The organism is Leisingera sp. ANG49 (assembly GCF_059694505.1).
Genome location: NZ_JCATZN010000002.1, coordinates 552,596 through 569,171, shown reverse-complemented (window position 1 = coordinate 569,171; position 16,576 = coordinate 552,596). Strand labels below are relative to the sequence as shown.

The 16,576-nt window shown below is 64.6% G+C and carries 19 protein-coding genes and 2 tRNA genes; 6 read left to right on the top strand and 15 right to left on the bottom strand.

Annotated elements, in window-relative coordinates; all coding sequences use genetic code 11:
- The first annotated feature begins 96 nt into the window (after positions 1-96).
- Both AC58NV_RS09135 and AC58NV_RS09130 read left to right on the top strand, forming a co-directional pair.
- A tRNA-Glu gene (locus tag AC58NV_RS09135) sits at positions 97-171 on the top strand.
- 168 nt (positions 172-339) lie between these two features.
- A tRNA-Glu gene (locus AC58NV_RS09130) sits at positions 340-414 on the top strand.
- Between the two features lie 138 nt (positions 415-552).
- Here AC58NV_RS09130 and AC58NV_RS09125 read toward each other — a convergent pair.
- From AC58NV_RS09125 to AC58NV_RS09105, 5 genes are all read right to left on the bottom strand, one after another.
- The gene (locus tag AC58NV_RS09125; protein ID WP_497226847.1) at positions 553-1,605 is read right to left on the bottom strand and encodes a diguanylate cyclase domain-containing protein; all 1,053 of its coding nucleotides are present in this window, start codon (positions 1,603-1,605) and stop codon (positions 553-555) included.
- Complete coding sequence (locus AC58NV_RS09120) at positions 1,602-2,189, bottom strand: heme NO-binding domain-containing protein (protein WP_497226846.1); 588 nt, start codon at positions 2,187-2,189, stop codon at positions 1,602-1,604. The genes AC58NV_RS09125 and AC58NV_RS09120 overlap by 4 nt, the downstream gene beginning before the upstream one ends.
- Before the next feature lie 386 nt (positions 2,190-2,575).
- Positions 2,576-4,135, bottom strand: a complete 1,560-nt coding sequence (locus tag AC58NV_RS09115) for a trimethylamine methyltransferase family protein (RefSeq protein ID WP_497226845.1) — start codon at positions 4,133-4,135, stop codon at positions 2,576-2,578.
- A gap of 231 nt (positions 4,136-4,366) precedes the next feature.
- Complete coding sequence (locus AC58NV_RS09110) at positions 4,367-5,056, bottom strand: HAD family hydrolase (protein WP_497226844.1); 690 nt, start codon at positions 5,054-5,056, stop codon at positions 4,367-4,369.
- 57 nt (positions 5,057-5,113) lie between these two features.
- On the bottom strand, positions 5,114-5,398 hold the full coding sequence (locus AC58NV_RS09105; RefSeq protein ID WP_497226843.1) for a DUF3572 domain-containing protein: 285 nt from the start codon (positions 5,396-5,398) through the stop codon (positions 5,114-5,116).
- A 115-nt stretch (positions 5,399-5,513) separates the two neighbouring features.
- Between AC58NV_RS09105 and AC58NV_RS09100 the strand changes: the two genes are divergently transcribed.
- Entirely contained in the window at positions 5,514-6,908 is a 1,395-nt protein-coding gene (locus AC58NV_RS09100; RefSeq protein ID WP_497226842.1) for a diguanylate cyclase domain-containing protein, read from the top strand.
- On the opposite strand, the gene AC58NV_RS09095 is transcribed toward AC58NV_RS09100, so the two are convergent.
- The 5 genes from AC58NV_RS09095 to AC58NV_RS09075 all read right to left on the bottom strand — a co-directional run bounded on the left by AC58NV_RS09095 (position 6,896) and on the right by AC58NV_RS09075 (position 9,654).
- On the bottom strand, positions 6,896-7,387 hold the full coding sequence (locus AC58NV_RS09095) for a GAF domain-containing protein (protein ID WP_366659395.1): 492 nt from the start codon (positions 7,385-7,387) through the stop codon (positions 6,896-6,898). The genes AC58NV_RS09100 and AC58NV_RS09095 overlap by 13 nt on opposite strands.
- A gap of 298 nt (positions 7,388-7,685) precedes the next feature.
- Positions 7,686-8,153, bottom strand: coding sequence for a periplasmic heavy metal sensor (locus AC58NV_RS09090; RefSeq protein ID WP_497226841.1), 468 nt, complete (start codon positions 8,151-8,153; stop codon positions 7,686-7,688).
- Between the two features lie 20 nt (positions 8,154-8,173).
- Positions 8,174-8,548 (bottom strand): hypothetical protein, encoded by a 375-nt coding sequence (locus AC58NV_RS09085; RefSeq protein WP_497226840.1) that lies wholly within the window; start codon positions 8,546-8,548, stop codon positions 8,174-8,176.
- Positions 8,541-9,122, bottom strand: a complete 582-nt coding sequence (locus AC58NV_RS09080) for an RNA polymerase sigma factor (protein ID WP_497226839.1) — start codon at positions 9,120-9,122, stop codon at positions 8,541-8,543. Before AC58NV_RS09080 ends, AC58NV_RS09085 begins: the two co-directional genes overlap by 8 nt.
- 67 nt (positions 9,123-9,189) lie before the next feature.
- On the bottom strand, positions 9,190-9,654 hold the full coding sequence (locus AC58NV_RS09075; RefSeq protein ID WP_497226838.1) for an EF-hand domain-containing protein: 465 nt from the start codon (positions 9,652-9,654) through the stop codon (positions 9,190-9,192).
- A gap of 198 nt (positions 9,655-9,852) precedes the next feature.
- Here AC58NV_RS09075 and AC58NV_RS09070 point away from each other — a divergent pair, with 198 nt between their 5' ends.
- Both AC58NV_RS09070 and AC58NV_RS09065 read left to right on the top strand, forming a co-directional pair.
- Positions 9,853-10,275 carry a DUF983 domain-containing protein gene (locus tag AC58NV_RS09070; protein ID WP_497226837.1) on the top strand — a complete coding sequence of 141 codons (423 nt, stop codon included), beginning with the start codon at positions 9,853-9,855 and terminating at the stop codon, positions 10,273-10,275.
- A gap of 4 nt (positions 10,276-10,279) precedes the next feature.
- Entirely contained in the window at positions 10,280-11,011 is a 732-nt protein-coding gene (locus AC58NV_RS09065) for an NUDIX hydrolase (RefSeq protein ID WP_497226836.1), read from the top strand.
- A 48-nt stretch (positions 11,012-11,059) separates the two neighbouring features.
- Here the strand turns inward: AC58NV_RS09065 and AC58NV_RS09060 are convergent, their stop codons facing one another.
- From AC58NV_RS09060 to AC58NV_RS09050, 3 genes are read right to left on the bottom strand one after another with little or no spacing between them, the layout of a single operon-like run.
- On the bottom strand, positions 11,060-11,962 hold the full coding sequence (locus AC58NV_RS09060; protein ID WP_497226835.1) for an EamA family transporter: 903 nt from the start codon (positions 11,960-11,962) through the stop codon (positions 11,060-11,062).
- An 18-nt stretch (positions 11,963-11,980) separates the two neighbouring features.
- Positions 11,981-12,895, bottom strand: a complete 915-nt coding sequence (locus AC58NV_RS09055) for a fatty acid desaturase (RefSeq protein ID WP_497226834.1) — start codon at positions 12,893-12,895, stop codon at positions 11,981-11,983.
- Positions 12,888-13,094 carry a DUF2061 domain-containing protein gene (locus tag AC58NV_RS09050; protein ID WP_174148285.1) on the bottom strand — a complete coding sequence of 69 codons (207 nt, stop codon included), beginning with the start codon at positions 13,092-13,094 and terminating at the stop codon, positions 12,888-12,890. The genes AC58NV_RS09055 and AC58NV_RS09050 overlap by 8 nt, the downstream gene beginning before the upstream one ends.
- Before the next feature lie 114 nt (positions 13,095-13,208).
- Between AC58NV_RS09050 and AC58NV_RS09045 the strand changes: the two genes are divergently transcribed.
- Complete coding sequence (locus tag AC58NV_RS09045; RefSeq protein WP_497226833.1) at positions 13,209-14,069, top strand: helix-turn-helix domain-containing protein; 861 nt, start codon at positions 13,209-13,211, stop codon at positions 14,067-14,069.
- A 182-nt stretch (positions 14,070-14,251) separates the two neighbouring features.
- Here the strand turns inward: AC58NV_RS09045 and AC58NV_RS09040 are convergent, their stop codons facing one another.
- Positions 14,252-15,010 carry an SDR family oxidoreductase gene (locus AC58NV_RS09040; RefSeq protein ID WP_497226832.1) on the bottom strand — a complete coding sequence of 253 codons (759 nt, stop codon included), beginning with the start codon at positions 15,008-15,010 and terminating at the stop codon, positions 14,252-14,254.
- Positions 15,007-16,482, bottom strand: a complete 1,476-nt coding sequence (locus AC58NV_RS09035; RefSeq protein WP_497227043.1) for a carnitine 3-dehydrogenase — start codon at positions 16,480-16,482, stop codon at positions 15,007-15,009. The genes AC58NV_RS09040 and AC58NV_RS09035 overlap by 4 nt, the downstream gene beginning before the upstream one ends.
- Between the last annotated feature and the right edge of the window lie 94 nt (positions 16,483-16,576).

The window sequence follows — 16,576 nt, the reverse complement described above, 5'->3', positions numbered from 1 at the left end:
GCACTTGCAGCCTGTGGATAAGAAAATGAGCGAATGCGTATTTTTCCTCTTGCGGGTTCCAGCGCTTATAACTAAATACCCGCTCACGCACAGAGTGGCCCGTTCGTCTATCGGTTAGGACGCCAGGTTTTCAACCTGGAAAGAGGGGTTCGATTCCCCTACGGGCTGCCACTTCCCCGCCAGACACAGACAGTCCAGACGCGCTGACAACGCGGCTTTTTGCGTTTGTTTTCAGATAATTAGTCCTGCAGGGCGGCACGCAAAAAATCTTCACATTTCTGCAAATATCCTCTTGCGCCCAGCCGGCGCAATCAGTAAACACCGCCTCACAAACAGAGTGGCCCGTTCGTCTATCGGTTAGGACGCCAGGTTTTCAACCTGGAAAGAGGGGTTCGATTCCCCTACGGGCTGCCACTTTTCTCGAACAAAAGAAAAGACGAATGCACAGCGCAAGGGCGATGTGCGGGCAGCTTCTGATCACTTTCATGCCTTAGAATGCTCGTACCTTGCACGCTTCAGGAAGCTGATGCCAGTGCGTGCGTCGGCCCTGCCTCAGGTGGCCGGGCCGCGCGCTGCGGCTGACTGGGACGGCACCGCAGCCTCTTCACCGGCGCCGCCTGCTTTGTCCATGCCCTCCCGGTAGAAGCAATGCTGCGCCCGGCCGGCACGTTTGGCGGCATACAAGGCCAAGTCCGCCTGATTCAGCAGCACCTGGGCGTCCGGCACTTTTTGCCAGGTGGACAGGGTTGTCCCGGCGCTGGCCGATATCCGGCAGGTCTGACCACCAAAGGGGATCGGCTCTTCCAGCCGCTGGATGAGGCGTTTCGCAATCGCCGCCAGCCTGCCGGTGTCCAGGACGCCCTCAAGAATCATCACAAATTCATCGCCGCCAACCCGGGCAACCGTATCCGACTGGCGGGTGCATTCCACCATCAGGCGCGCGGCCTGCTGCAGCACCGCGTCGCCCGCCGCATGGCCCAGCGTATCATTGACCTGCTTGAAGAAATCCAGGTCCAGATGCATCAGCGCAAACTCGCGGCCGCTGCTGATCAGCCGCGTCAGCACATGATCCATCGCCCGGCGGTTCTTCAAGCCTGTCAGCGTGTCGGTAAAGGCCTGCTCCTCCGCGGCGATCTTGGCCCCCTGCAGCCGCAGGTTCAGCTGCCGCGAGGCCTCCATCGCCGCGGATTTCGCCTCCACCAGATACAGCATTTCGATGGTCAGATCGGTGGGGGAAAAATCCGCGCTGGTCAGATCGTAGTCCCGCACCGCCTCCAGCACGGAAATCCCGAAGGACAGGTTGACGAACGCGCCCTGCCCATCCGGCAGCGGCGTGCACACTCCTTTGAGCCCGGTCTGCGGCGTGTCCCGAAATTGCAGGTGAAGCTTGCTGCCCGCAGCTGCCAGCAGATCCTCCACAGAACGCACCGAGCGCGGCCGCGAAAGATCGAAGATGCGGAAGAACCGCCGCCCTTCCCAATGCAGCCGCGGACGCAGCTTTTTCAGGGTCGGCCCGGCGGACACAATCCGGCCCTTGTTGTCCACGATCACAAACATCGGGCAGATTACATCTGCCATTCCGGTCAGTTGCTGGAGTGTCATCATAACGAATGCGCCCCCAGATCGAATTCCCGCCCGGCGGCGAATTTGGTTTCCACCAGGGTGATGGAAATCACCTCGGCGCCGCCATGGATGCCGCTGTGATCCAGAAACACCAGATCGCCATAGTCATCCGCCATAGCCCGCAGAACCCCCATCAGAACATGCGCATACCCCGGCAGCCCCGGCTGGCAAATCAGTTCGAACTGGTCGGGTGCCTGCTCCAGCAGTTCCAGCCCGGGCAGATGCAGATCCGAAACCGCCAGCCGCGCACGGTCCGGCAGATCATCCAGCGAATGCAGGAATTCCACATAGTTCACGCCGCCAAACCGCAGCAGCCGCCGCAGCGCTTCCACCTGCGGGTTGGACACCAGGAAGGTTCCCATGTCCTCCAGCATTTCCGGCAGCGGGCGGGCCAGGACTTTTTCCATCGCCGACAGCATCAGGCCGGATTGTTCTTCGCTATAATACAGCATTGCCTCGAACTCGATAAAACCGAGTCCGGCCTCTTCCATGACCTCTTCCCAGCGGTCAGCCCCGTAGGTACTCGTCACAAAAGCCTGAATCGCCCTGTTGATCAGACCGTGCATGCAATGGCCCCTCTTTGCCCATGGCACAGTCTTGACGCCTGCTGGTTAAGAAAGACCCAACAAAGCAGGAGCACCCGGCAATTAACGCACGAATTTTCCGCTTTTTCTTCCCCTAGCACGAAACCTGCACCCTCAGCATCCGCTACCCCCGCACACCGTCCGGCCATTATATGCCAACCGCTGCGCTGGCCAATCACTTCTGGCGCAGGCAGATCAGATTCACAGCAGCTGCCTCCGGCTCCAAATGACGTTCCACTGCTCACTACTGAACCCGCGGCCCCGCGGTGACAAGCCCGCGGCTGCAAGCCGGCGGTTTCTTACCGTCGGGCTGCGGACACAAAAAAAAGCGGAGGCGCTGCCTCCGCTTCTACTGCCTGATCCAAGGCTCAAAAATCAGTGGGCGCTCCGCCTTCCGCTTTCCTCCGGGCCACAAAATCCGCCAGTTCATCCCGGATCCCGGCATCCATCGGCGGTTCCTCGAAACTGCCGATGATCTCCTTGAACATCTTATGCGCTCGCTCCGCGGTCCAGGTGGCGCCGGCCGCCTCCCAGGCCTCATAGTTGCGCCAGTCGCTCAGGAACGGCTGGTAGAAGGCCGAGGCATAGCGGTCCTGGGTGTGCTGGATGCCGAAGAAATGGCCGTCATTGCCGACCTCCTTGATCGCATCCAGCGCAATCTCTTCCGGCCCGGTGGCAGCAATTTGCGGCTGCATGTAGCGCTCGATCTGCTGCAGGATTTCACAATCCATGATGAACTTCTCGGGGCTGGCGATCAGCCCGCCCTCCAGCCAGCCGGCCGCGTGATAGACCATGTTGGTGCCCGACTGCACCGCTGCCCAAAGCGAATTCGAGGTTTCCCAGACCGCCTGCCCGTCCGGCACATTGGCGGCGCAGACGCCCGACGACCGCATCGGCAGCCCGTAAAAGCGCGCCATCTGCCCGGTCATCTGGGTCGAGCGCATGTACTCCGGCGTGCCGAAGGCCGGCGCGCCCGATTTCATGTCCACGTTCGACGTGAAGGTGCCGATCACGCAGGGCGTGCCGGGACGCACGTACTGGAACAGCGCAATCGCGCACAGGCTTTCGGCAATCGACTGCGCCACTGCGCCCGCCATGGTCACAGGCGCCATTGCACCGGCCAGGGTGAAGGGTGACACCACAATCGCCTGCCCGCGCCGCGCCAGCCGCAGGCAGCCGTCGATCATCGGGAAGTCGTGCTTCAGCGGCGAGGTGGAGTTGATATTGGTGTACATCCGCGGCTTGGCCTCGAACTCCTCGTGGCTCAGGCCACCGGCAATCCGCACCATCTCCATCACATCCTCGACACGCTCCTTGCCCAGCGAATAGGCGTGCATCGCCTTGTCGGTGATGGTCAGCTTGTCATAAAGCACATCCAGGTGGCGGACCGAGGCATGGATGTCCACCGGCTCCACCGGGTAGCCGCCGGCAAAGTGGATGCAGTTGAAGTACTGGGTCAGCTTCAGAAGATTGCGGCACTGCTCCCGGTTGCCTGCCACCTTCTTGTTCAGCTCCATGTCCCAGTAATTCGGCGGCGAGGACACGTTGCCGAACAGGATATGGTTGCCGCCCAGCGGAATGGTGCGGTCCGGGTTCCGCGGCGTGATCGAAAATTCGCGCGGCGCCTTACCCACCATCTCCATCACGAAATCGCGGTCCATCCTGACCAGCTCGCCCTCGACCCTGACGCCGGCCTCTTTGAAGATCTCCAGCGCTTCCGGGTTCAGGAACACCACGCCGATCTCCTCCAGGATCCGCATGGCGCCCTCGTGGATCGCCTGAATGCCCTCCTCGCTCAGCGGTTCGGTCGGCCGGTCGATGTTGACCGGAATCTGCCAGGGCATCTGCTCCAGCACCTCGCTGCCGCGCCGGGCCGCCGCGCCTGCCCTGCCCCCGCCCCGCCGTTTGCGTGCGCCTGTCTCTGCCATGCCGGCCTCCCTGAGTTCGAATTTGCAACGTGCTGCTAGCTGCCAACTGTGCCAGTCCCGCCGTCCTGAACCTGTCCGTTCACGACTTCGGCTGTCGTTTTCACCCTATCAACTGCCGTGGTTGGCCACTTCTGTACACATGTGACTAGTCTGACACATAGAAATGCCGGCGCACAAGCCCAGTACGCCGGCAGTCCTTCAGGAAGTTGCGCGCCGCGGGGCAACAGCGGCTCAGCGGTCCAGCCAGCCGGGGATATGGCCGATGTCCGGCAGCACGGTATCCGCGTGCGGCAGCAGTTCCTCGCGCAGCGCCATGCCGGTCAGAACCCCGATCCGCAGCATCCCCGCGGCCGCGCCGGCCTCCAGGTCGTGGCGGCTGTCGCCCACCATTGCGGTGCGTGCAGGCTCAACGCCTGCCGCCTTGCAGAACGCCAGCAGCGGATCCGGGTCCGGCTTGGCGCCATGGCCGCTGTCGCAGCCCGCGACAAAGGCGAACCGGTCCAGCACACCGGCCCGCTGCAATTGGCTCTTGGCGGAAAACTCGGCGTCGTTGGTCATCACGCCCAGCACCTTGCCGCGCGCCAGCAGGCCGTCGAGAAATTCCGCCAGCGGCACTGCCGGCGCCAAATCCGCGTCCGAGGCGCTCTGCGCCAGGAAGTCCGTCAGCTCTGCAAGGCTCATATGCGCAACATAGGGGGCAAGGGCCTCAGCAACTTCGTCGTTGGAACTGGCAATCACCAGGCTGTCCGGATTGAACGCCTCGCGCTCCAGGTCATAGCTGATCGCCTCGGCCATTGCCTTTTTGGCCGTCTGGTCCCCCCTGGCAAGGGCGTCCAGAAGATCGGCGGCCCAGCCATCCCAGGTGGCGGCAAAGTCGAACAGGGTTCCGTCCTTGTCGAACAGGAAAGCGTCTACCGGCATGGCGGGTCCTTTCTCCGCGGGATTCGGGCAGGACCCTAGGGCCCGCCTCAACCATTCTCAAGTCCAGTTCACCTGCGCACCGCCTGGAAGCGACATCCGCGCCTGCATCGGCAGCTCATAAGCCAGCCCTTCGGAATCGCAGAACTGCATCACCCAGGCATCATCCATCGTTAAGAAATCAAGCACCGAGCCCAGAAACGCCGGTTCCGCCGCCTGTGCCCGCAGATCCGCCTCGCTGGCGCCGGTGGCGCCCAGAAACACCGGTAAAAGCTCATCATTTCCAGCCAGCCAGGCCAAAGCCTTGAGCGCCAGCGTTTCAGCTGCATAAGCGGATATCCGCATGTTCTCCACACTCCTGCCGTTTTGCGGCCAATTTAGTAAAAATCCGAAAGGGTTTTTTAACCAGTCTCAGCAAAACTTCCAGTCATAGGATTTGCAAGGGGCGAAAGGATACCGCGTGCAAGGCACTATCCTGGTCATCGACGGCGTCTCCACCAACCGCATTATGCTGAAGGTGCAGCTGGCGGCTGCCTACTACGATGCCGTCCAGGCCGGCAGCGTGGCTGAGGTGCTGCAAACTGCACGGCAGTGCCGCCCCGACCTTGTGCTCACCGCCATGTCCCTGCCCGATGGCACCGCGGCCGATGTCAAACAGGCTCTGGCAGCGGATGAGGCGCTTGCCGATCTGCCGGTGATTGCCGTCTCCGACTGGGAGGGGCATCAGGCACGGCTGCAGGCGCTGGCTGCGGGTATTGACGATGTGCTGCAGCAGCCGGTGGACGACGTGATCCTGCAGGCCCGCATCCGCAGCCTGCTGCGCGCCCGCAGCGCCAACGAGGAGCTGAACCTGCAGCGCGACGCCTCGCACGGGTTCATCCTGCCGCTGTGCGACCGCGCCTGCTCAGAGAACCTGCGCAATGCCACCGTCGCGCTGGTGGCCGAGGATCCGCGCACCGCCATGGCCTGGCGCGACCATCTCTCGGACCGCCTGCCCTATGCCCTGCGCACCCATGCCATCAGCGACATCCAGGGGCTAATGCAGGCGCCGGTGGCGGATGCCATCATCATTGAACTGAACGAGGCCTCGGCCGGCCCCGGGTTGCGCCTGCTGGCCGACCTGCGCGCCCGCGCCGCCACCCGCAAATCGGTGGTGATCGCGGTGCCCAACCCCGCCGATCCGAACATCGCGGCAGAGGCGCTGGACCGCGGCGCCCATGACGTGCTGCAGACCGGGTTCGACGTCGAGGAGCTCGCCCTGCGCCTCAACACGCAGCTACAGCAGAAAGCCCGCAATGACGTGCTGCGCGACAGCGTCCGCAACGGGCTGCGCGCTGCCAACCTGGACCCGATGACCGGGCTGTACAACCGCCGCTACGCCAAGCCTTTCCTCGACCGTGTGGCGCATTCCGCATCTGAGACCGGCGAGAAGTTTGCCGTCATGCTGGCCGATCTCGACCACTTCAAGCGGATCAACGATGTCTACGGCCACCCGGCCGGAGATGCCGTGCTGATCGAGGCCGCCCGCCGCATGCAGGCGGTGCTGCACCCGGCGGACCTCCTGGCCCGGGTCGGCGGCGAGGAGTTCATGGCGGTGCTGCCCGGCGCCACCGAGGCCGAGGCCGGCCTCGCCGCGATTGCTCTCTGCAACGCCATCAACAGCACCCCGTTCCAACTGCCCGGCGCCGACGAACCGGTCAAGGTGACCATCAGCATCGGTGCGGTAATGGGCGGTGCGGGCCACGACAGCAGCACCGCCGCACTGGTCGAAAAGGCCGATCAGGCGCTCTATGATGCGAAAGACGCAGGCCGCAATCAGGTGACCCTAACGCCCGAGTGCACTCAGGCCGCCTGACCGGCAGCAATCAGCTCCCTGCCAACCGCCTCGCTCAGCGCCGCCATCATTTCCAGTTCAGGTGGCGCAAACGGTTCGCGGGCCTCAATGGCGGTGAAGTTGACCGTTCCCCAAGGCGTGCCGCCGATTTTGATCGGCGCACCGATGTAAGTTTCCAGCCGGAACATTTCGTAACAGGGGTGCCCGGCGATCTCAGAACTGCCCGCCTTGTGAAACGCCAGAGGTGCCTCTGCGTTCAGGGTGTGGACACAATAGGTGTCCCCCAAACCGAATTCGGTGCCGGGATCGACTTCAACCTCGTCCGACACGCAGTACATGACAACATACCTGCAGCCGCGAACATTACTCACCAAGGCCGACGCTGTTTTGAACAGTTCGTTCCCGCAGGCAAGCAGACGTATTATCTTCTCCTGCGGCTTAAGATCCTGACGCTCTGCAATCGCCAGAACATCCGCTGCGGCCTCTTCAATTCCTTCCATTCTGGACCGTTTCCCCTTTTCTTTGGGACTTAAACGGGGCCTGGCACCACTGGTCCTACCCGGTTCGCCAGCTGCCGGGGCGCAGGTGTGCCACGTGCCCCCTAGGCAGATTCTTCTGCAGGAGATCCATCAAAGCAACGGGGGACAGGCTGCACAGCACTTGATCAGGCAATTTGCAATCTGAGGGCGCTGCGCCTTTCAACCGTAAGACGCTACAGTCATCTGATAGGTGAAACGCTGCCGCATTGCTCGTGCAGCCCGCAGCAAACGGCAATGGCGCCCGAGTGATTCTGCCGGCCTATTCCGCCTCGCGCCAGCCGTGCCGCTTGCCCTTTCCGCGGCGCTGCATGCGTTCTTCCATGCGGCCGGCAAACTCCCTCCGCTCCTCCGGCGTCATCGCTTCCAGCTTGCGCACCCAGGCCTCCTGCACCTTGGTGTGGAATTCATGGCGTGCCTCAGCCTGCGCCCGCAACAGCGCCAGCAGGGCCGCACCATCAAACGTCTCGCTGCGCAGCGCCGCAACAACTGCTTCGCCTTCTGCATGACGGCGCCTCACAAAGCTGCCATGGCCGCCGCCGGCTTCCTGCCGCAGCGCCTTGCGGGTGCCGGGGTCCAGCTCGCGGAAGATCATCGCCCCGACCGACGGCGGCCGCTGCCAGTGCCTGTCCTTGCCGCCGAACCGCCAGGCCGCCCCGGCGGCGATGCCGATCACTGCCAGGTTCAGCGCCAGCGAAGCCGCCAGCAGCAGTTTCAGCCACAGCTTCATTCCGGGTTTTCCCTCCGCATTCATTGCAGGTCCTCGCTCAGCATCAGCGCCATGTCATAGCTTTCATCGGCAAACGCGCTGCCGCTGTCCTCATAGCCGGCCAGCGCCACCGGATCCGGCACAAAGGAGGGCGGCGCCACCCCGATCCACAGGCCCGCCGCGCTGGCCGCCGCCAGCCCGCCCATCGCGGGCCAGCCGCCGACCGCCTCGATCAGCTGCCGCCACAGCGGCTGCCGGGCCGCCCGCGCTGGCCGCGCCGCCTGAAAACCCGCTTGCTCCCGCGCTGCGTCCGCCAGGATGGCAGCGCTCAGATGCTCCGGCACCGCGGGCCGCTCGCTGCGTGCCGCGGCAAACAGATCCTCCAGCTCCTCCTGTGCTTTATTCGTGTCAGCCATCGCTATACCCCAACTCTTCGCGCCGCCCGGCCAGTGCCGCGGCCAGCGCCCGTTTGCCCCGGGCGGTCAGACTTTCCACCGCCTCGACGCTGATGTCCATGATCCCGGCAATCTCCGGATTGGAAAGCTCCTCCAGGTGCCGCAGCACCACCGCCTGCCGCTGCCGCTCCGGCAATTGCATCAGGGCGGCCTGCAGCGCAACCTGCCGCGCCCCTTCCTGCATCTGCTCCGCCGCCGAGCGGCCCGGGTCCGGCGGTTCCGGCACCGCGTCCAGATCCACATACCCGCCGCGGGCGCGCCGCTTGCGGTCGATGCACAGGTTCATCGCCACCCGGTACAGCCAGGTCGACACCTGCGCCTCGCCCGGCCGCCAGTCCGGCGCCATCTTCCACAGGCGAAGCATCGCCTCCTGGGTCACATCCTCGGCCTCGGCACGGATCCCCATCACCCGCATCGCAACGCCAAAGACCCGCGGCCCCAGCCGCGCGGTCAGCTCTGCCGCGGCCCGCCCGTCTCCATTCGCATAGAGCACGAGCAAGGCATCGTCGGAGGCCTCCTCCGCCGATGCGCTCATGGCCGCCGGACCCGCAGCAGGGGCCCGGCGCCGCGATATTTCCGCGTTATGCAGCACGCTTCAGCGATCAGTTCTGCTCCGTTTCTTCCCCGTGCCAGCCTTTGCCGCCGTGCCGCGACCGGGCCTCTTCAAACTCTTCCTTCGAGATCCCGCCGCTGCCATCGGCATCCATGCGGTCGAACATCCTGCCCGCGCGGCGCGGCTGCGGCATCTCGTCCTTACTCAACGCGCCATCGCCGTCCCTGTCAAAGCGTTCCAGCATCCGGGCGGCCCGGTCATTGGCATGCTCCTGCGCCCGCGCCTGCATTTCCTCCAGCGTCAGCTTGCCGTCGCCATTGGTATCCGCCTTGGCAAAATGCGCGTCCTTCATCGCCTGGATCTCAGCCTTGGTGACCTCGCCGTTGCCGTCCGCGTCGATCTCCTCAAAGGACATCTTCGGCCCGTGATGCCCGAACCCTTTGGCCAATGCCGCGCTGCCTGCCGTCATGCCTGCTGCGGCCACGATCAGGGCGATGAACTTGACGTGTTTCATATCGTCTTTCCTTTGTCCTGCGGCAGCCTCTTGCTGCCCGATGCACAGGAAAAACGCGCCGCCCCCGCGCTTCCGTCGCAGAAATCCAAATAAATTTTTCACCCGGCACGTTGCGGCAAACCGGCACAGAAACCGGGCTTTCCCCTTCCCCCCCCTCCTGAAGCGCGCAAAGATGTGCCCAGCACACAGGAAATTGCCATGACCGAGTCCCCCGCCGCGACGGCCCCCGGAACCGAGCCCGACCGCCCCACCATGCCCGCCCTGGCCAAGGGCTGGCGCTGCAGATGCCCGGAATGCGGGGAAGGAAAGCTGCTGCATTCCTATCTCAAGGTGAACGACCGCTGCAGCCACTGCGGCCTCGACCTGACCCATGCCCGCGCCGATGACGGGCCCGCTTACCTGACGATTCTGATCGTCGGCCACATCATGGCGCCCATGATGCATGTGGTCTATTTCTCCTGGCGGCCGGAGCCCTTGGTGATGTTCACGGTTTTCACGATTGGCTGCCTCGCCTCTTCCCTCTATCTTCTGCCGCGGATGAAGGGGATCGTCATCGCCTACCAGTGGGCGCGGCGGATGCACGGCTTCGGCAAGGCCACCCCGGCAGGACAAGGGCAGTAACACCATGAGCGAGACGTATCTCAGCGGCGAGACCACCACCGACAAGACCGCGATCCGCAATGCGGCAACGGTGATCGCGATGCGCGGCCGGATGTCGGCAGACCCGCAGGTGCTGATGGGCCAGCGCGGCGCCAAGGCGGCATTTATGCCCAACAAGTTCGTCTTTCCCGGAGGCGCAGTGGATTTGGCGGATGCAGACATTCCGCTGGCTTCGCCGATTTCCCCGGTCTGCCAGGACCGCCTCGCCGACAAAGCTCCGGATGGCCTTCACCACGCCCTCGCCGTCGCCGCGGTGCGCGAGCTGTGGGAGGAAACCGGTCTGATCCTGGGCGAGCCGGGCAATTGGCAAGGGGATGTCCCCGAAGACTGGCAGAGCTTTGCTGCCACCGGCCATGTCCCCTCTGCCCGCGCCATGCAGTTCGTGTTCCGCGCGCTGACCCCGCCGGGCCGCCCGCGCCGGTTCGATGCGCGCTTCTTCCTGGTGGATGCAGATCAGATCACCGGCAATCTGGATGATTTCTCCCGCGCCGCGGATGAGCTGTCGCATCTGCAATGGATCCCGCTCAGCCAGGTGCGCAGCTTTGATCTGCCCTTCATCACCGAGGTGGTGCTGGCCGAAGTCACCGCCCGCGTCCGCGATGCCGAGCCGCCGCAAAGCGTGCCCTATTTCCATAACAACGACGAGGCCAGCCTGTTCCTGCGCCTCAAGGGCTACCCGATGCCCGCCGACGGGTAACGTTTCCCGGCGCGGCAATTCCGGCCGCCCAGCCGCAGGCGTCGCGCTTTAAAGGGCCAGAACCAGCACCAGAATCGACACCACCAGCAGGCCCATGCCTGCCAGCTCGCGCGCCGTGACTTTCTCCTTGAAGAACAGCACCGAGGCCAGCAGCGACAACAGCAGCTCCACCTGCCCCACTGCCTTCACATAGGCCGCGTTCTGCAGGGTGAAGGCCCAGAACCAGCAGAACGAGCCGCCCATACTCGTGAGCCCCACCCAGACTGCCACTTTGCGCGCCTGCCAGACCCGGGCGATCTCGCCCGTGTCGCGCAGGCCGAGCCAGACCAGCATGAACAGGGTTTGCAGGCTCACCACCGCCGCCAGCGTCACCGCAGCGCGGAATGCGGGCTCCAGCTCGCTGAGCTGCAGCGAGGCACCGCGGTAGCTGACCGCCGAGAAGGCAAACAGCACCCCCGACCCCAGCCCCAGCTGCGAGGCCCGGTTGGTCAGATGCCGCCACCAGGCACCCGTCGCGTCCGGCGTCTTGGACAGGACCAGCACCGCCGTCAGCCCGATCAGGATCGCCGCCCAGCCGCCAAGGCTGACCGGATCGCCCAGCACCGCCAGCCCGACGATGGCGGTCTGGATCACTTCGGTCTTCTTGAAGGTGATCCCGACCGCAAAATTGCGCTGCTTGAACAGGGCGACCACGCAGACGGTGGCCAGAATCTGCGCCGTGCCGCCAATCGCAGCGAACATCCAGAATTTCGGCCCCAGTTCCGGCAGGCTCCGCCCGGACACCGCCAGATAGGCCGCAAGCCCGGCTAGGATGAACGGTGCGGAATAGAAAAACCGGGCGAAGGTGGCTCCGCCCGGCGACAGCGTCACGCTGCTCAGGACCTTCTGCAGCATGAAGCGCACGGTCTGAAAGCTGGCAGCGGCTATGGAAACGGGGATCCAGGCAAACATGCCCCTGCTTATGCGGGTTTATTCCCCCTGCTGCCAGAGCGGATGCGGCACCGGGTCCTTGGCGCGCAGCAGGTAGTTGCGGAAAATCTGCAGGTAGTTGCGGTAGAAATACCCGTCATTGGCGGCCAGGAACTCCGCCCGGCGCGTCTGGTACAGCCGCGGCAGCGCATACCAGGGCACGCCCGGATGCATGTGATGCACGATATGCAGGTTGTTGTTGAGGAACAGGAAGGCCAGCGGCCCCTTGTCCTCGATCACCACGGTGCGGCCGCGGGCGGTCTCATGCGCGCGGTGCTCCAGGAAGGTGCGGATCTTCAACAGGCCAAGCCCCAGGTAGGCCCCGGCAACCGCCGCCCACAGCGGCGCCGGCGACTGCAGCACCACCCAGATCACAACCGCCAGGCCAACGGCATGCAGCGCCCAGTCGCGGACAATCCCCGGCTCGCCCCGGCGCGCCAGCCGCCAGTCGCCTGCCATGAAGCAGAGCTGCCCCATTAGCGGCCCCAGCACCACCCGGCCCAGCAGCGTGTTGTTGACCCGCAAGAGCATCTTGCGCCAGCCGGGCAGCCGGGCCCAGACCGCCGGATCCTGGAAATTGCTCTCCGGATCGTCATAGGGGTCGGTCAGCGCCTCATCCTCGTGATGCGCCAGATGGGTGTCGCGGAACCGGCCATAGGGAATCGCCAGGCTGAGCGGAAAGAACATCAGCGCCTCATTGAGCCAGCGGCTGCGGAACGGGTGCCCGTGCAGCGCCTCGTGGGTCAGCGAGGAATGCAGCGCCGCCATCAGGCCCAGCGCCAGAACCGTCAGAAACAGGCTGGCCTGCGGCAGCAGCCACAGCGCCGCCAGCCAGCCGCCGTGGCAGGCAATGATCAGCGCCAGGGTGCCCCATTCGACGCCGCGCGGCAGGTAGTCCCGGCCCCCCTCAGACATGGCTGCGCCCCCAGCTGATTTTTGCCCAGACGCGCTCGTAGAACAGATACACGGTGAACCCGATGCCGGTGTTGACCAGCGCCATCATGCCGCCCGCCTTGACCGAACCGGTGGCGATCAGCCCCACCAGCGTCATCGAGACCAGTCCGAGAACGTTCCAAATCACCGCCTTTACAATGGAGCGCCTGCGCGTTTCCATCTTACCTCCTGAAATTCTTCGATAAGTGCTTGTTTCCAAACTACCGCGGCAGGCACCTGTGCAGAATTCCGAATGCAGTTAACAAAATCCATCAATCATGATAATTCTAAACGCATGATGGAAAATATCGACAAACGGGTGCGGGCAGAGCAGTTCCGGCAAAGATTGAACCGGGCGCTGCGCGACAGCGGCCTCAGCCAAAGCGCCCTGGCCCGCGCTGTCGGCGTCGACCGCTCCACCATCTCGCAGCTCTTGACGGATGAGGGCGCCCGGCTGCCGAACGCCCATGTGGTCGGCGCCTGCGCCGGCGCCCTGGGGGTGTCCGCCGACTGGCTCCTCAGCCTCTCCGACCGGCCCGAAAGCGCCGCCGAACTGCTGGCCTCCAGCCTCTCCCTCACGGAGGCCCCCCGCGCGCTGGTCGATGAACGGATCTTCGACTGGCACCAGGAGGCCGAGGGCTACAAGATCCGTCACGTGCCCGCCGCGCTGCCCGACATGCTGAAAACCCGCGCGCTGCTGGAGTGGGAGTACTCCCCTCATCTGGGCCGCACTGCCGGCCAGGCCATCGGCGCGTCGGAGGACCGCCTGACCTGGATGCGCCAGTCGCCGTCCGATTACGAAATCGCCCTGCCGCTTTATGAGCTCGACAGCTTTGCCCATGCGGTTGGCTATTACGAAGGCCTGCCGCTGGAGATCCGGCTGGAACAGCTTCAGCAGTTCGAACGCCTCTGCGAGCAGCTCTACCCCCGCCTGCGCATCTATCTGTTCGATGCCAAGCGGCTCTACTCCTCACCGATCACCATTTTCGGCCCGCTTCTGTGCGTGTTCTACGCCGGCACCCATTACCTCGCCTTCCGCGACAAGGAGCGGATCGCCACCTTCACCAATCATTTCGACAATCTGGTGCGCGAGGCCGACATCACCGCGCGGCAATTGCCGGGACGGCTGCGGGCTCTGCGGGCAGCGATTTCCTGATACGCCCGGCCAGTAGGCAGATTGTCCACCCGACGCAGCACTTTCACTAAGGGCAGCGCCCGGCCCGGCGGGGTGGGAAGCGAAGCGCCCGCCCCGAGGGGGGCGGGACGGGCGCTGCCCGGCCTATCGGCCAGGCGGAACACTTAACCGTAGGGTGGGCGATTCCGCCCACCACCCAGACCTCACACCTTGGGGTCCGGATTCACCGTATGGCCGTCGACGGCAATCACCTGCCCCGACACCAGCCTTGCCGCGTCCGAGCCCAGGAACACCGCCATATTGGCAATGTCACGGGCCTCGACAAAGCTGCCCATCGAGGTGCCAGCAGCATATCCCGCATAGACCTCGTCCCGGGTCATGCCCTTGGCTGCCGCCTCGCGCTCCAGCACGCCTTCCATCCGCGGGCCTTCGACCGCACCGGGGCAGATCGCATTGGCACGGATGCCAAAGGGGCCAAGCTCCATCGCCAGCGTCTTCATCAGCCCGATGACGGCCCATTTCGCCGACGCATAGGGCGCCCGGTTCGGATAGCCGTACTGCCCCGCGGTCGAGGACGTCACGATGATTGACCCGGCCTTCGCTGCCTTCATCATCGGCGCTGCGTATTTGGCGGCCAGAAAGCAGCCCTCCAGGTTGACGCTCACGCATTTGCGCCAGTCCTCCAGCGCAATGTCCTCGATCAGCGCGGTCGGCCCGGCACTGCCAGCATTGGCGCAGAGCACGTCCAGCCCGCCCCAGACCTCGGCGATCTCAGCAAACAGCGCTTTCATGCCCGCCTCGTCGGTGACGTCCACCGCCGTGGCCCGCCAGCCCTCCGGCACGTCTGCCAGCGCCACCGCGCTCACATCCGTGACCCAGACCTGATGGCCGGCGGCGGCAAAGCCCTCGGCCATCGCCCGTCCGATGCCGGAACCGCCGGCGGTGATCAGAACCCGGCTCATCGCGGCGCTCCAATCGCACGGCCCAGCCCATCCGGCGCCTTCAGCGCCGCATGGGCCTCAGCGAGCTTGACCAGATTGGCCTCGATATGCGGTGCCGGCGGCGCCGAACGGCGGGTCGCAAGGTCCACATGCAGCAGCATATGCTCGCCGGTCGCCAGCAGACGCTCGCCCGAATACATCTCATGCCACAGGTGCATCTTCTTGCCCGCGCCCATGATCACCCGGGTTTTCACCTGGATCGGGTCGCCCGCATGTACTTCGTCGATGTGGCGGATATGGGTCTCGGCGGTGAAGTAGCTGCCGCCATTGGCGATATAGTCCGCATCGCAGCCGATGATCATCATCAGCCGGTCAGTGGATTGCGCAAAAGCATCCAGATAGCGGCTCTCGGTCATATGGCCGTTGTAATCGGTCCAATCCAGCGGCACCACGCGGCTCTGGGTCAGCACCGGCTGGCTCAGGTCCTCCAGGTCCTCAATCGCGCGCACCAGCCCGGCCTCGCCCTCGCGCCCCTTGTCATGGGCATTCTGCAGCGCACCCGCGCCCCAGTCGTTGTTGCCCAGCGCCCGCATCATACCGACCAGGTTGTCGTCGCGGATCCGTTCCATCTCGCGGATGTCCAGATGGCCCGACTGTGCGTCCGACTGGCCTGCGATCAGGTCAACCAGATCGTCGGTGAATTCCGGCACATCCATCAGCTTGGTCCAGGGCCAGGACAGGCACGGCCCGAACTGTGCCATGAAGTGGCGCATCCCGGCCTCACCGCCCGCCACCCGGTAGGTGTCGAACAGCCCCATCTGCGCCCAGCGGATGCCAAAGCCGTAGCGGATCGCGTTGTCGATCTCCTCGGTGGTGGCGATGCCGTCCTTGACCAGCCACAGCGCCTCGCGCCAGACCGCCTCCAGGAACCGGTCGGCCACATGGGCATCGATCTCTTTCTTCAGGTGCAGGGGATACATGCCGATGGCACTGATGATCTCCTTGGCGCGGTCGATGACGCCGGCCGGGTTGGCCTCTGTCGTGACCAGCTCTGCCAGCGGCAGCAGGTAGACCGGGTTGAACGGATGCGCTACCACGATCTGACCGGGATTTTCACGTCCGTCCTGCAGCTGCGACGGTTTGAAGCCGGAGGTGGACGAGCCGATCACCGCATCCGGCGCACAATGGGCCTGCAGTTCGGCATAAACCTTCTGCTTCAGGTCCAGCCGCTCCGGCACGCTCTCCTGCACCCATTCGGCGCCGTCCACGGCCTCCGCAATGGTCTCATGGAACGTGAGCTGCCCTTCCGCAGGCAGCGCCACATTGCCCAGACCGGGCAAGCTGCGGCGCGCGTTGCCCAGCACTTCGCTGATCTTGCGTTCCGCTTCAGGGTCCGGGTCGAACACCCGCACGTTCCAGCCGTTCAGGAGGAACCGCGCGGCCCAGCCGCCGCCGATAACCCCGCCGCCGATGATTGCTGCTGTTTTCATGATCTATCCTTTGAAAATGCCAAACGGTCCTGAATGGGCCGTCCCCGTGCGCCGCCCGCTGCACAGGTGGTGTACAGGGGGTGCACGCATGTCACCC

Coding starts and splice junctions, on each gene's coding strand:
- AC58NV_RS09110 (WP_497226844.1), bottom strand. CDS start 5,056: ATGCCGGTAGACGCTTTCCTGTTCGACAAGGACGGAACCCTGTTCGAC.
- AC58NV_RS09050 (WP_174148285.1), bottom strand. CDS start 13,094: ATGGAAACGCGCAGGCGCTCCATTGTAAAGGCGGTGATTTGGAACGTT.
- AC58NV_RS09075 (WP_497226838.1), bottom strand. CDS start 9,654: ATGAAACACGTCAAGTTCATCGCCCTGATCGTGGCCGCAGCAGGCATG.
- AC58NV_RS09090 (WP_497226841.1), bottom strand. CDS start 8,153: ATGAAGCTGTGGCTGAAACTGCTGCTGGCGGCTTCGCTGGCGCTGAAC.
- AC58NV_RS09045 (WP_497226833.1), top strand. CDS start 13,209: ATGATGGAAAATATCGACAAACGGGTGCGGGCAGAGCAGTTCCGGCAA.
- AC58NV_RS09065 (WP_497226836.1), top strand. CDS start 10,280: ATGAGCGAGACGTATCTCAGCGGCGAGACCACCACCGACAAGACCGCG.
- AC58NV_RS09115 (WP_497226845.1), bottom strand. CDS start 4,135: ATGGCAGAGACAGGCGCACGCAAACGGCGGGGCGGGGGCAGGGCAGGC.
- AC58NV_RS09105 (WP_497226843.1), bottom strand. CDS start 5,398: ATGCGGATATCCGCTTATGCAGCTGAAACGCTGGCGCTCAAGGCTTTG.
- AC58NV_RS09040 (WP_497226832.1), bottom strand. CDS start 15,010: ATGAGCCGGGTTCTGATCACCGCCGGCGGTTCCGGCATCGGACGGGCG.
- AC58NV_RS09085 (WP_497226840.1), bottom strand. CDS start 8,548: ATGGCTGACACGAATAAAGCACAGGAGGAGCTGGAGGATCTGTTTGCC.
- AC58NV_RS09125 (WP_497226847.1), bottom strand. CDS start 1,605: ATGATGACACTCCAGCAACTGACCGGAATGGCAGATGTAATCTGCCCG.
- AC58NV_RS09120 (WP_497226846.1), bottom strand. CDS start 2,189: ATGCACGGTCTGATCAACAGGGCGATTCAGGCTTTTGTGACGAGTACC.
- AC58NV_RS09055 (WP_497226834.1), bottom strand. CDS start 12,895: ATGTCTGAGGGGGGCCGGGACTACCTGCCGCGCGGCGTCGAATGGGGC.
- AC58NV_RS09070 (WP_497226837.1), top strand. CDS start 9,853: ATGACCGAGTCCCCCGCCGCGACGGCCCCCGGAACCGAGCCCGACCGC.
- AC58NV_RS09080 (WP_497226839.1), bottom strand. CDS start 9,122: ATGAGCGCATCGGCGGAGGAGGCCTCCGACGATGCCTTGCTCGTGCTC.
- AC58NV_RS09060 (WP_497226835.1), bottom strand. CDS start 11,962: ATGTTTGCCTGGATCCCCGTTTCCATAGCCGCTGCCAGCTTTCAGACC.
- AC58NV_RS09095 (WP_366659395.1), bottom strand. CDS start 7,387: ATGGAAGGAATTGAAGAGGCCGCAGCGGATGTTCTGGCGATTGCAGAG.